Raw genomic sequence first — 13,929 nt, forward strand, 5'->3', positions numbered from 1 at the left:
CCTCGATCGCGGCGCGAAGCTGCGTTTTTTTTGTAAAACAGAGCCATTATTTTGAACAGGTACGAAATTGAAAGATGAGCAACATGCTTCGCAGAATACCACTCCTGTGAAGACAAAGAAAGTATGGACATTTAGCATGTCCATGCTGAGCCTGGGCCTGGCGGTTGCTGCGGGTGCCTTGCTCGAGCGTCATTTCGGGATGCCATCGCTACCCGTGCACGAGCAGATCGCTTCCGTAGAGTCTTCACCCGAAGCGCTGCGCGATGCAGCTTTAATTCACCACAATCTGAACGTGATGGCCTCACAGATAGGGCAGTTGCGGGCCAAGGCAGATACCATTGCCCGCCTGGGCGAGCGCCTGGCTGTGAGTACCGGTGCCGATGCCGAAACCTCGGAATTGCACAAGCTGCTCAGCCAGAACGCTCAGGCCAGTGATGAGCCGATGGAAGACCTGGAGCCCGAGAACAGCAGCGTTATTTCTGCCGAAGAACTCGGGCGTGAGCTCGATAGTCTGAAAACCGCCTTATCGCGCGGCGATGACATGCTGAAAACAGCCGATCTGGCGATGCAGCTGCAGGGCGCACAACAACAGCGTACCCCTACAGCCATTCCGGTATCCATGAACGATGCGAGAATCTCGTCCACTTACGGCTGGCGCAAGAACCCGGTTACCGGGCGTTATATGCTGCACAGTGGCGTTGATTTTGCGGCCCCTGCCGGTACCTCCGTTTATGCGGCCTCTGCCGGTATCGTGGTCGCTGCCGGCACCATGAGCGGCTACGGCAATGTGGTGGATATCGATCATGGCAATAACGTGGTCACGCGTTACGCGCACAATTCCAAGCTGCTGGTTAAGGTGGGTGATCTGGTCGCCAAAAGACAGGTGATTGCCAAAGTGGGCAGCACCGGGCGCTCAACCGGCGCGCACGTGCATTTCGAGGTGCGGGTTGATGGTGAACCGACAGACCCGATCGCCTTTCTGAGTCAGATGTCATCGTCTACCGCCGTGGCCAGCACGGTGCCGGACAGTCTGCTTAAGCGGGCAGAGCAGGTGGGGGCGGCAGCGCTCAGCAGCAAAATCGTCACGGACACAAAAGAGCACGTCAGATTGCCTCCGGGAATCACTACCCGGCCTCGTATGCGTTAAACTATCGTGATTTTCTCGTGATGACTCACTAACCTATCAGGAAGAACACCCATTGAAGTCTTCCTGATTACTCTGAAAGCAGAATGATTTCTTTACTCAAAAAAATTGTTGGCAGCCGTAACGATCGCCTTCTGAAGCAGTATCGCAAACTGGTCTCCAGAATCAACAGCCTGGAAAAAACCGTCGAAGTCCTGTCCGATGAGGAGCTGGCTGCGAAAACCCAGGAATTCAAGGCGCGCTATCAGCAGGACGGAGATCTGGACGCCTTACTGCCCGAAGCTTTCGCTGTTGTGCGTGAAGCCTCGCGCCGGGTACTGGGTATGCGTCATTTCGATGTACAGCTGATCGGCGGTATCACCCTGCATTACGGCAAAATTGCCGAGATGCGTACGGGTGAGGGCAAAACGCTGATGAGTACGCTGCCGGTGTATCTGAATGCCATGTCGGGCAAGGGCGTGCACGTGGTCACCGTCAATGACTACCTGGCGCGTCGTGATGCGCAGCAAATGGGGCGGCTATACAACTTTCTGGGGCTTTCCGTGGGTGTAGTGGTGCCTGAGCAGGATAACGCAGAGAAGATGGCTGCCTATCGTGCCGATATCACCTATGGTACCAATAACGAATTCGGCTTTGACTATCTGCGCGACAATATGGAATATCGCGCCGAAGACCGGCGCCAGCGCGAACTCACGTATGCCATTGTCGACGAAGTGGATTCGATCCTGATTGACGAGGCCCGTACGCCGCTGATCATTTCCGGTCAGGCCGATGATAATACCGAGCTGTATGTCAAAATGAATCAGGTGCCGGCCATGCTCACGCGCATGGCGTCCGAGCCCAAGCCACAAGAGCCGGAGCCAGAGGGCGATTTCTGGGTGGATGAAAAATCCCAGCAGATTTATCTGTCCGAGGCCGGCCACGAACACGCCGAAGACATTCTCACCCGCCTGGGCATGCTGCCTGAGGGCGAATCCCTTTATGAGCCGCGCCATATCACGCTCATGCACCATCTGATGGTCGCCTTGCGTGCTCACAATCTGTTTTTCCGCGATCAGCATTATGTGGTCAACGACGGCGAAATCGTGATTGTGGACGAGTTCACCGGCCGCTTCATGGCGGGACGCCGCTGGTCCGACGGTTTGCACCAGGCGGTGGAAGCCAAGGAAGGCGTAGCGATCCAGAACGAGAACCAGACGCTGGCGTCAATCACCTTCCAGAACTTTTTCCGCATGTACAAAAAGCTGGCTGGGATGACGGGTACGGCGGATACCGAAGCCTACGAATTTCAGGAAATCTATGGTCTGGAAACGGTCATTATTCCGACCAATCTGCCGATGATCCGGAACGATCAGAACGACCAGATTTTCAAGAACGATCAGGAAAAATTCGCCGCTATCATCAAGGATATCCGCGATTGTCATGAGCGCAATCAGCCGGTTCTGGTGGGTACTACGAGTATTGAAAACTCAGAAGTGTTGTCTGAGTTGCTGAAAAAAGAAAATCTGCCGCACGATGTGCTCAATGCCAAGCAGCATGCGCGTGAAGCGGAAATTGTTGCCGAAGCGGGTAAACCGGGCAAAATCACCATCGCAACCAATATGGCCGGCCGTGGTACCGACATTGTGCTTGGTGGCAGTATTGAAAAGGCCATAGCTCTGGTTCGTGCAGACGATACGCTCACCGCAGAGCAGAAAGAAGAGCGCATTGCCGCTATCCGTGAAAAATGGCTGCCCATTAACCAGCAGGTCAAAGAGGCCGGTGGCTTGCGCATTATCGGTACCGAAAGACACGAATCGCGTCGTATCGATAACCAGCTGCGGGGCCGTGCCGGACGCCAGGGGGACCCCGGTTCGTCGCGCTTCTATCTGTCGCTGGATGATTCGCTCATGCGTATTTTCGCAGGCGAGCGTGTTCGGGCAATTATGGATCGCCTGGGTACCGATGGCGAACCGATAGAAGCCAGAATGGTGTCGCGTTCCATTGAATCGGCCCAGCGCAAGGTAGAAGGTCGCAACTTCGACATCCGTAAGCAATTGCTTGAGTACGACGATGTATCCAATGACCAGCGCAAAGTGCTGTACGGACAGCGCAATGAAGTGCTGGAAGAGGCAGACTCCGGTCCGCTGGTTGCCAACCTGCGCGACGCGGCGATTACCGACTTCGTACGCACGTATGTGCCTGCAGAAAGCATGGAAGAACAATGGGACATTCCTGCGCTGCAAACGGCGCTGGAAGCCGAGTGGCAGATCAGCGTGCCCCTGACCGACATGCTCGAGAAAAACGACAATATGGGCGACGAGGATATCGTGGAAGCGGTGCTGGCACAGGCTCGCGAGAACTACGACATCAAAGTGGCGCTGGTTGGCAAGGAACAATGGGTGTCGTTCGAACGCGCTATCCTGTTGCAAACCATCGATACGCTTTGGCGCGAACACTTGTCTTCGCTGGATCACCTGCGTCAGGGCATCCATTTGCGGGGTTATGCGCAAAAAGATCCGAAACAGGAATACAAGCGCGAAGCCTTCGAACTGTTCTCCGGCATGCTGGAGCGCGTTCGAAATGACACAGCGCGCGTGTTGATGACCGTGCAGATCCAGTCACCGGAACAGGTTGAAGCGGCGGAAGCCGATGCTGCCCAGTCGCATGTGTCCAATATGCAGTTCCATCATTCTGACTACGACGAAGCATTGGCAAATGCCGACATCAATGAACAGGGCGATGTGTCTGCCGGTGGCATCACCGTCAAGAATATGGTGGGCAGGGTTGGACGGAATGATCCGTGCCCATGTGGCAGTGGCAAGAAGTACAAGCACTGTCACGGCAAGCTGACCTGATCCGTACATACATATTGGTCTGGGCCTAATAAAAATCCCTTACAGCATAAAACACTGTAAGGGATTTTTTATGACCTGGATGGATAGAAGGGGTGGGTGACGCGTGCCCGGCCCGAATGTGAGGGCGGGTTGTTGTCAGATAAGAAACAGGTTTGCCAGCCCCAGAAAGACAAAAAATCCCAGTGAATCGGTCGCAAAGGTCAGCAGAACCGATGATCCCATGGCGGGATCCTTGCCAAAGCGGTCGCGTGTCAGGGGAATCAGCACCCCCAGCATGGCACCGATCAGCATATTACAGACAAGCGCGGCCATCATCACCGCCGCAATAGAAATACTGTGTGAGACGAGCCACGCAAAGACGGCGGCGACCAGGCTGCCGGAAATGCCAACCAGAAATGTCACCACAAATTCACGTCGCAGCAGTGACTTCACGTTATTGGAGGTGATGCGGCCCATGGCAAGGGCGCGAATGACAAGCGTCATCGTCTGGTTGCCGGAGTTGCCGCCAATACCCGCCACGATGGACATCAGAAAAGCCAGAATCACGATTTTGCTGACGGTGTCTTCAAACTGTGATGCCACATATGAGGCGACCGATGCGGTGCACAGATTCAGGAACAGCCAGGGTGCCCGGTTGCGGATCGCGTTGGAGACGGGAGCGAAAATATCTTCTTCCTGCAGACCGGCGCGTGACAAGTCCTGTTCCTGCGAGTCTTCGCGGATCACGTCCACCACTTCAGCAATGGTCAGCCGGCCGATTAATCGGTTTTGCTGATCCACCACGGGTGCGGAAACCAGATCGTAACGTTCAAACGCGCTGGCCGCTTCACGGTCTTCGTCATCCGGGCCCAGTGAAAGATAGTCCGTGTTCATGACGTCCTTCACAATGGTTTCCGGATCGCTGACCAGCAGTCGGGAAATGGAGAGCACACCCTGGATCTGATCGCCACGATCCACCACGAAAATCTGATCGGTGTGGTCCGGCAGTTCGCTGAGGCGGCGCAGATAGCGCAGTACCACTTCCAGCGTCACGTCCTCGCGCACCCGGACCATGTCGAAGTCCATGATGGCGCCGACCGTCCCTTCGGGGTAGCCCATCGCTTCGAGCAGTTGTGCTCTTTCAGCATCGGTCAGGCCTTTCTGTACCTCGGCCACAATGTCCGGGGGCAGGTCGGCGGCCAGATCGGCCAGTTCGTCGGCATCCAGGTCTTCGGTAGCGGCCAGCAGATCGGCCCGATCCATCGATGCAATCAGCGATTCCCGAACCCAGTCGTCTACTTCCAGCAGAATGTCGCCATCGTACTTGGAATTGACCAGGCTCCAGATCAGCTGGCGTTCTTCGGTCGGTAACGATTCCAGAATAAATGCGATGTCTGCCGGGTGCAGGGCATTCAGGGTATTGCTCAGTTCAGCTTCGTGCTGGCGCCGGATCAGTCCTTCGACCAGTGTCGACTGATCGTCCCCGGCTTCCTGACGGTGTACCAGTTGCTCGACAATCGCATGTTTTTTCAGCAATTCCTGAATGCGCTCAAGCGCCAGTTGCGCATCCTCGGTATCGAGTCTGCGCGGCACATGGACCAGGACGGCTTCGGGCGATTGCTGATTTTCTTGCGCCATGACTGTTACTACCCGTTAGGCTACCGAGGTTTGAGATGAGGGCTGATCATGGCGGAGAGTGCCGCAAACAGACCATTGCCCGAGGCGACGACATAACCGTTGATGGGCCAGGGGTCTTTGCCATACATATCCTCTGCACGCCCATGTGCTTCCCGGACCAGCAGTGCGCCGGCGGCTACGTCCCATGGCGCCAGACCCATTTCAAAGTAGCCATCGACCCGCCCGCAGGCGACCCAGGCCAGATCCAGCGCGGCGGCGCCATTGCGCCGCAGGCCGCGCGTGCTATGGATGGCCGTATCGAAAATGGGCATGTATTGATCTTCGAAGGAAAAATCCCGAAACGGGAATCCTGTTGCCAGCAATGAATCGGCCAGTGCGTTTGTTTTTGAGCAGGCGATACGCTGGCCGTTAAGCCAGGCGCCGGTACCGGCCACGGCGGTAAACAACTCCTCGCGGTTGGGGTCGTACACAATCGCCACGACGGGGGTGTCGCGAGTGAGCGGCTCGGTGGCTTGTGGCAATACGGTACCTGCATGGGCAATGAGCCCGAGCGACACGGCATAGTGCGGGATGCCATGCAAATAATTGGTTGTGCCGTCCAGCGGGTCGATATACCAGGTAGCCGCACCCTCGGGTTTGCCGCCGGTTTCTTCGGCTACGATGCCAAACTGCGGGGTTAATTCGGCGAAGGCCTCCAGGATGGCCTGTTCTGCTTCCTTGTCGGCCTGAGACACCAGATCATTTCTGGCTTTGTGATCAATGATCAGGTCTGATCGGCGATGCGAATAGGCCTGCAGTACCGAGGCTCCCGCATGGGCTGCCTTGATGCCGGCATCAAGCGCAATACCGAAGTCGATGAGGGAAGATGACATGCGTGATACTCCGTCTGGAATTGAATCGGAACAGCAGCCGGGATAAATCCCGATAATCGAAAGATTATAAAATGAATACCTTGGTCCGGGGTTCGCATTGCGACAAAACCCGGTATTCTTTGTGGGCGTGACGCGATTGCAACGCAGGGCCGATCCGGCGCAACCGGCGCCGGTTTGTGCGTTTGTGCGCCCATGTCTGTGTGAGTGAGCGGTGAGGAGCAGGATTGATGGTTGATGCGCTGGACAATTTCAGTGACGTGCTGGAACGGGCAATGGTGCATCTGCAGCAAAGCATGCAGCGCGAGCGCGTCTTTACTGTGCTTGTGCTGACCGCTAAACGCGCTCAGGTGGCAGCAACGCTGCAGGCGCACTGGCAGCGCCACGCACCGGCGCAGGCGCAATTGCATTTGGTATCTTTTGAGGCAAACGCCAATCCTTTTGCAGCAACGGGGTACGAGACGGACGATTCGACTGATACCGTATCGGCGGTGCCCCGCTGGGCAACTGACAATCCGGCTGAAGGTGAGGAGGACGTCCATACGGCCTTGACCGCGTTATTGGCAATGACCGATGATACCGGCGTGCCGCTGCTGCCTGGCGTACACCGGTTTGAAGCGCCGGCACATCGGCTTACCGTAACGCGTTTTATCGGCCCGTCCGCGCAGACCTTCTCGCAACTGGTGGCGATGGTGGATCTGGTTCTGGTGGATTCGACCAGCCAGATCGCAGGAATAACGCATTATGCCGATAGCCTCTTGCGGATTGCGGCGCCAGAGCTGGCAGTGCTCGCACCACAGGCGGTACTCGAGGCGCTGCAACAGGCCATCAGAAGCAAAGGCGCGCGGGGCGTGGCTTTACATTCCGTAGCCCAGCCGTGGCAGATGCTTCTGGCGCAACTGCATAAACCGGCCAAGCCGTCGGCTGCCTCGGACCGTACCGCCTGGGTGGTTGGCGGTGGCCTTGCCGGTGCGGGGGTAGCCTATGCGCTGGCCTTGCGAGGCTGGCAGGTTCACGTGACAGACCCGGCCCTGGCGCCGGATCAGCCGGGACCGCAGGCAGGTCACCTTGCCGCAGCCCTCACGCCGCTTATTTCCGTTGACGATAATTTCAAGGCGCGATTAAGCCGGGCAGGTGTGTATCGTGCCCATCAGCGCTGGGCAGACTTTGGCCCCGATATCATCCCCTCACGCAGCGGCACGTTGGAGCTGGCGCGCAGTAAAGGCCATGCGCGCGATCTGTTACAGGCGGTGCGGGCCATGGCTTACCCGCAAGGGTGGGTTCGCCTGAGCGAACCGCAGCAGGCTGAACAGCAGGCGGGGGTTGCTGTCCTGCGCCCGGGCGCGTACTTCGCCAAAGGCATGACGGTTTCACCGCCCAATCTGATTCGCAGGCTGTTGTCCCATCCCAATATTGTTTGCCATGGGCAGCAAGTTGATGCTGTACAGAAGGGCGCACAAGGCTGGCAGTTGCGATCTCATGGGAGCTGCGAGCCCCTGGTGATCGCCGAATGCGATACCGTGATTCTGGCGGCAGCCGCTCGCACGCCGGCTTTGCTGGCCGCCAGCGGCCTGGATCAGCAGACCCTGCGCTCGGGGCGCACGCAGGCCGCCATGCCGGCAATCATGTCCATGGATACGCTGGCCGGGCAGGTCATGCACGTACCGACGGCCATGTTGCCACAGGTGCCTGTCAGTGTTATTGGGGCAGAAGGCTACTTTCTGCCGCCGGTGCAGGGGCAATGCGTGCTGGGCAGCACCTACGAACGGGAGCCTGCTGCGCAGGGGTGTACCCGCCTGGGTCAGCAGCACATTGTGAGCAAGCTGGCACCGGCGTTGGACGCAGCGGCCCTGCAGCCGGTGGTGGATGCGCTGTCGACGGGCGTACCCCTTGCTGGATTGCCGCAAGCGGGTTCGCGTGGCGAACCGGCAGCAGTGGGCGAGACGAATCAGGACGCAGTTGGGGACAACGCAACGACAGCAGGTACACCGACGTCTCAGCAGAGCGACGCGCCGCTCTTTACCGGCTGGGCCGGCAGCCGGGCGGTCATCCGCGGGCGCTTGCCAGCGTTTGGCCCGGTGCGGCACGCGCCAGGGCTGTGGCTGGCCTGCGGCTATGCCTCTCATGGGCTGACCTGGTCGGCATTGGCGGGGGATGTTATCGCTGCCATGCTCAATGCCGAGCCGCTTCCTCTGGAGCGTGATTTGCTCCAGGCAGTGGCACCGCGCTAAAAAAATCGCATGCAAAAAGGTTACATCTGCTTTGTTTTTTAGCCAAAACACGAAATTGATTTTATTTTGTGTGGTAAATGAGTCAAAATAAGCGTTTTTAAGGGAAACGCTTCCCCGTTGCCATGCTCCGGTATTTCCCCCTCACTGAAAAGAACTCACGTGATTCAATTTGATCGTCTTGTATTCAAGTCCGCTCATGCAACGCATGCCGAGTTTTCGACGGACACTGATTTATTATTGCGTGTCGAGGCTCATGGCCCGGGCGTATTCAGGATCCTGGCAGGGTTGCCTGACAGGCTTTCCGAAGAGAAACAAACCGCAAGGCAGAAGCAGCGCCAGGCGCTCACTATCGCCCGCGAAGAGTGCATTGGCGAGATGCTCACCGAGTCGCTGATTGACGAGTCCGGCTGGCGTTTCACTCAGGGTGATGTTTCCCTGGTCATTGGCAATAGTCCGCTCAAAATCTCGCTGTTCCGTGGGGACTCGTGTATTTTGCGCAGCGATGATGACTTCGAAACCCCATTGGTCATGGAGTCCGAGGATGGGCAGCCTGCTCACTGGTCTGTCATGTTCGATCTGCCAGAGAATGAGCCCGTTTTCGGGCTGGGTGAAACGACCGGCGACTTCAACCGTCGCGGCGTGGAGCTGGTTTCCGACCTGAACGACTTCCGTTATTTGCCGCTGGCCTGGAATCCGCAGGGTTGGGGAATCTACGCGAACTCGCTTGAGCGGGTCATGCACGACCCTGGCACGGAAGATAATCCCGGCACCTATCAGATTTTTATGGATGGCCCGGTTTTTGATTTATTTCTGTTTGCCGGCGACGTCCCCGAAATTTTCAATCAGTATTCTGCACTCACCGGCAGAGCTGGTCAGCCGCCGTTGTGGGCAATGGGCGCATGGCTTAAGCAGCAGCCGGGGCAGTCCACGCCAGGCTTTATCGCGCAGGCCGAAGCGCTGCGACAGGCTCAGTTTCCTCTGGATGTACTGGATTTTGCCCAGCCGTCCATGGTGCAGTTTCAGGCCGACAAGCTGGTGCTGGAGTGGGATGACCGTCGTATGGACGATGCGCGTCGCTCGCTTGCCGCGCTGCGCGAGAAGTTTTTTGAAGTCTGTGTCCCGTCCTTCCCCGGTGTGCCACGCGAATCGGTACTGTTCGATGATCTGGAAGACCGCGGCTGGCTGCTGACAGACGACGATGGCAATGCCTTTGTCTTTGATGGTGTGCCGGAAAACGGCAATGTGCCATTCGGGCTGCTGGATCTGACCTACAAGGATGCCTATGCGTTCTGGGTTGAACGACATCACCAGTTGGTCGACGAAGGCGTTGGCGCTTTCCAGAGTTCCTTTCCGGTAGAGATTTCCGACGCAGTCAGTGCGCGCAATGGTGAATCCGGCGCGTTGCTGCGGGAGCTGTATCCGCTGTTGCTGCGCCGGGCATTGTTCGATGCCGTTTCCATGAACAAGACGCCGACAGAGGGCGTGGTGCCTTCTGCCGATCTGATTATGGCCGTGCAGCGCGTGGCCTGGCAAAAAACACCTGCCTCTGCCAATGACTGGGATGGTCTTACGCAGTGGTTGCGGCAGGCATTGTCGATTCAGGCCAGCGGCGTGATTGCCGTCACGCATGAGCTGGGTAACCCGGCGCAACTGGACGGTGATAAGCCGCTGGATGCGACGTTGTACCTGCGTATGTTGGGGCTTTGTGTGTTTTCTGCCGGGTTTGCCTTTCAGGCTGCGCCGGCGCTTCTGCCCGATGCCTATCCGGAAGAGATACAGGCAAAAATCCGTACCTTGCTTGAGTTGCGCTATCGTCTGGTGCCCTATATTAATGGCGTCATAGAAGATGCCGTACGCACCGGTCTGCCTGTGCAGCGCATGATGGCGCTGGCATACCCGGACGATGCCAAGGCGCGGGCCTGGGATCAGCAATATATGCTGGGCCCGGCGCTGCTTGTCGCCCCGGTGCTGCAGCCGGGTACGTCGGTCAATGTCTATCTGCCCGAGGGTGATGCCTGGTGGGATCTGAACCTGAATCAGCGCTACGAGGGCGGTCAGGTGCTGACCATCGAGTGTGGCCTGGATTCCGTACCGGTCTTCGGTCGCGAAGGCCATATGCTTTGTCTGGGACCCGTCCTGCGGCATATGGGTGAGTTTAACTCGGCACGGATCCTGGACGAAGTATGGATGTTTGGCATGCCTATGCACAATCCGGTGGTCATGCGTAACAAGATTCGTGTCATGCAGATGCAGGGCTCCAGTTATATCAAAGGGCTGGAGGGCCTGAAAATTCTTCAGTCAGATGGTCTTGAAGTAAAACGCCGCGGCGCAGAAGTGCGCATCTCGCGCGAGCGTTAAAAGTAGTCATGCCCCTTGCGATAAAAAAATGACATTTTTTTGTCGCAATTGTGCAAAAAGTGTTGACAGCGAATCTCGATTCCGTCATAATCTTTTTCTTTCCCGGGCTGGTAGCTCAGTCGGTAGAGCAGTGGACTTTTAATCCATTGGTCGCGAGTTCGAGTCTCGCCCAGCCCACCAGGAAAACTCTTGTAGAAAGAATATCTTAGCCGCTAGCCTAAAAATGGATTAGCGGCTTTTTTATTGCCCAATTTGAACTGGTATGGAAAAGTTGGTGTGCTGTAAACGTGTCTTGATTAACCAGTAGCGGTGTTCCAGGAGATCGTGGCATTCCTGAAGCGGGGTCTGATTAAAATGGTAAGGGGATGTGCCCTAAGACTACTTGGTCGGGCGTTTGTTCGTGGGGCGTTCTGTAATACAATTGGAACTTGAGGGAACTATCTTGGCTTATATTCCGTTTGTTGGGATTGTTTCAATTTTGAACCTACTTATTCAGGAGATGGCGATGGTTGTTCTTGACCGTGTTATGCGATTAGCTGATTTCGTGGGGCGAAAATTCGAACCATCACCTAAAGCCGCCAATTCCGTGGATGACGTTTTGATCCTGGATGCCGACGGAAGCATGCGCTTGAATTATAAAAACCAAAAAGTTCAAGATAACATCAATAAACATCTGGCCAGTCTTTCAAAGATCAATTTAAAAAGCAGGTAAATGGCACTTTTACTTGTACTTTTGATTCTTGTACTCGGATACAGGCATTGCACCGCTATACCTGCCCAGAAAGCAATACTAAAACGAAGTACCGGGTGGGAATCATATGTTCTACTTGGAAATCACGGCCTTGGTGTTTTGTGGCTTGGTTTTGTAACGTTCATAGCTTTACTCGTGACGTTGTACGGCGCAATAATAATTTTTTCGCTCTTTATCAACCTATTGGGGGTTGACGCCCGACCTGTCGAATCGTTTACTTTATGGGTTTGGTATAAGCAAATTGCTGGAGTGGATGTTTGGGTTGCATCCGTAGGTCTGCTTTCAATCTTAATGGGCCCAAAAAAAATTAAACAAGATTTGGCGAAAGAAAGCAATAAGAATTGGGTTGACGAACTTAGGAAACAGGACGCGATTTCAAATATCGTTATACATGCGTCATTAGAAATAAAACCGGTAAAAATTTCGTTAAAGTCTAGAAAGGTATATGTTGGACTTATAGATCAAGAACAATTTGAACGAATTGATTCCGATAATATAGTGATTATTCCGTTTCTTAGCGGGCATCGAGATAAAGACAGTTTAATGGTTGCTTTTGATAGTAATTACATTGATGTTTATCGGAAAAATAAGATTGAAAACTTTAATGTGAGTGGAGAGGCTTCGACGACGAAGCTCTCGGATTTCAGATGTGTGATTCGATTGAACGAAGTGGAAAGCATTTCGTTGTTTGATTTACAGTACTGTCAGGATTTTCGCTCCGAAGCGATAGGCCTTTCTCGCGGTTGCCATTCTTTCTGATGGGTAAATGCGCTCGGTAAACTCCTCAATCATTAATTAGCCTCGTGATGCGTGGCAGAGGTCAGTTCCAGTCAATTTCCATCCGGTTTTGTGCTGCAATGCAGGGCGGGGCGCGTAAAATAGCTGATATTCATTATGTCCGACGAAGGATTCCCGCATGGCAGACAGCAGTTTCAGTTTAAAAAGCATTGCCATTCCTGCCTATGGTCCTTCGCTGCTTTTCGGTTTTGCCAACGGTGCGATTCTGCCTGTGATTGCGCTGAGTGCCCGTGACCTGGGTGCCACGCCTGCCCTGGCGGGCCTGATCATCGCGCTGATCGGCCTGGGTTCGTTGCTGGCCAATATTCCCGCTGCGCTTATCACCGCACGCATCGGCGAACGTAGCGCGCTGCTGGGCGCATCGGCGATTACCATCGTCGCACTGCTACTGTGTATCTTCGCTTCTCATACTTCACTGCTGGCCCTGGCGGCATTGCTGATCGGCGTGTCCACCTCGGTCTTTTTTCTGGCGCGTCAGACGTATATGATCGAAGCCGTGCCGTTTTATATGCGTGCGCGGGCCTTGTCTATTCTGGGGGGGGTGAACCGTATTGGTATGTTTGCCGGACCATTCGTGGGCGCTGGCGCCATGCATTTTATGGGGCTGGCCGGTGCGTATTGGGTTGGTATCGTTGCGCTCATCGCCTCTACCATCCTTACGTATCTGATGCCGGATCTGCACGTGGCGCCCAAGGAGCAGGACATACCGGTAGCGAGACCACGCATGTTGCAGATTGCGCAGGAACACGCCGGCATTTTTGCTTCACTTGGCCTGGCGGTTTTGCTGATTAGCGCCATGCGTGCCGCAAGACAAATTGTGATTCCCTTGTGGGCCGATCATATCGGCCTGAGCCCGACCACCACTGCGATCATATTCGGTATTTCATCGGCCGGCGATATGCTGGTGTTTTATCCCGCGGGCAAAATCATGGATGAATGGGGGCGGCTATGGGTGGCGCTGCCATGCACGCTGATCATGGGATTATCGTTCGCGGCCATGCCGTTTTCAGACACGATCGTGCCGTTTGCTGCGGTGGCTGTATTGATGGGGCTGGGCAATGGCTTTGGTTCGGGTATTAATATGACGCTGGGTGCCGATGCATCCCCGGATCATGGACGCACAGAGTTCCTTGGGCTGTGGCGGCTGATCAGTGACGTGGGCACCAGTGCCGGCCCGTTTCTTCTGTCGGGTATGACGGCGCTGGTGTCTCTGGGCGCGGGGGTCATGCTGACCGGTGGCTTCGGTTTTATTTCAGCTGCCATATTCTGGCGGTTTTTGCCGCATGCGCGCGGCAGTAAGAAATGACCCCGCAGCTCTTGTAAG

9 protein-coding genes and 1 tRNA gene are annotated in these 13,929 nt (G+C 55.6%); 8 read left to right on the forward strand and 2 right to left on the reverse strand.

Going from position 1 to position 13,929, the window contains the following annotated elements; translation table 11 throughout:
- The first annotated feature begins 136 nt into the window (after nt 1–136).
- Both MIM_RS05105 and secA read left to right on the forward strand, forming a co-directional pair.
- The gene (locus MIM_RS05105; protein WP_025371691.1) at nt 137–1,147 is read left to right on the forward strand and encodes a M23 family metallopeptidase; all 1,011 of its coding nucleotides are present in this window, start codon (nt 137–139) and stop codon (nt 1,145–1,147) included.
- 83 nt (nt 1,148–1,230) lie between these two features.
- Nucleotides 1,231–3,981: a preprotein translocase subunit SecA gene (gene secA, locus MIM_RS05110; RefSeq protein ID WP_025371692.1), complete on the forward strand. Its 2,751-nt coding sequence runs from the start codon at nt 1,231–1,233 to the stop codon at nt 3,979–3,981.
- Nucleotides 3,982–4,116: 135 nt separating this feature from the next.
- Here the strand turns inward: secA and mgtE are convergent, their stop codons facing one another.
- Complete coding sequence (mgtE, locus tag MIM_RS05115) at nt 4,117–5,598, reverse strand: magnesium transporter (protein ID WP_025371693.1); 1,482 nt, start codon at nt 5,596–5,598, stop codon at nt 4,117–4,119.
- A 20-nt stretch (nt 5,599–5,618) separates the two neighbouring features.
- Entirely contained in the window at nt 5,619–6,470 is an 852-nt protein-coding gene (locus MIM_RS05120) for an inositol monophosphatase family protein (RefSeq protein WP_025371694.1), read from the reverse strand.
- Nucleotides 6,471–6,697: 227 nt separating this feature from the next.
- Here MIM_RS05120 and MIM_RS05125 point away from each other — a divergent pair, with 227 nt between their 5' ends.
- From MIM_RS05125 to MIM_RS05150, 6 genes are all read left to right on the forward strand, one after another.
- Entirely contained in the window at nt 6,698–8,698 is a 2,001-nt protein-coding gene (locus MIM_RS05125; protein ID WP_025371695.1) for an FAD-dependent oxidoreductase, read from the forward strand.
- A gap of 132 nt (nt 8,699–8,830) precedes the next feature.
- Complete coding sequence (locus MIM_RS05130; protein ID WP_407638148.1) at nt 8,831–11,056, forward strand: TIM-barrel domain-containing protein; 2,226 nt, start codon at nt 8,831–8,833, stop codon at nt 11,054–11,056.
- Nucleotides 11,057–11,160: 104 nt separating this feature from the next.
- Nucleotides 11,161–11,236 (forward strand) — tRNA-Lys (locus tag MIM_RS05135).
- A gap of 220 nt (nt 11,237–11,456) precedes the next feature.
- Nucleotides 11,457–11,768: a hypothetical protein gene (locus tag MIM_RS05140; protein ID WP_158318695.1), complete on the forward strand. Its 312-nt coding sequence runs from the start codon at nt 11,457–11,459 to the stop codon at nt 11,766–11,768.
- Nucleotides 11,769–12,566 (forward strand): hypothetical protein, encoded by a 798-nt coding sequence (locus MIM_RS22005; protein WP_025371698.1) that lies wholly within the window; start codon nt 11,769–11,771, stop codon nt 12,564–12,566.
- Nucleotides 12,567–12,723: 157 nt separating this feature from the next.
- Nucleotides 12,724–13,911, forward strand: a complete 1,188-nt coding sequence (locus MIM_RS05150) for an MFS transporter (protein ID WP_025371699.1) — start codon at nt 12,724–12,726, stop codon at nt 13,909–13,911.
- Nucleotides 13,912–13,929 lie beyond the last annotated feature (18 nt).

This window comes from Advenella mimigardefordensis DPN7 (genome assembly GCF_000521505.1).
Lineage (GTDB): Bacteria > Pseudomonadota > Gammaproteobacteria > Burkholderiales > Burkholderiaceae_B > Advenella > Advenella mimigardefordensis.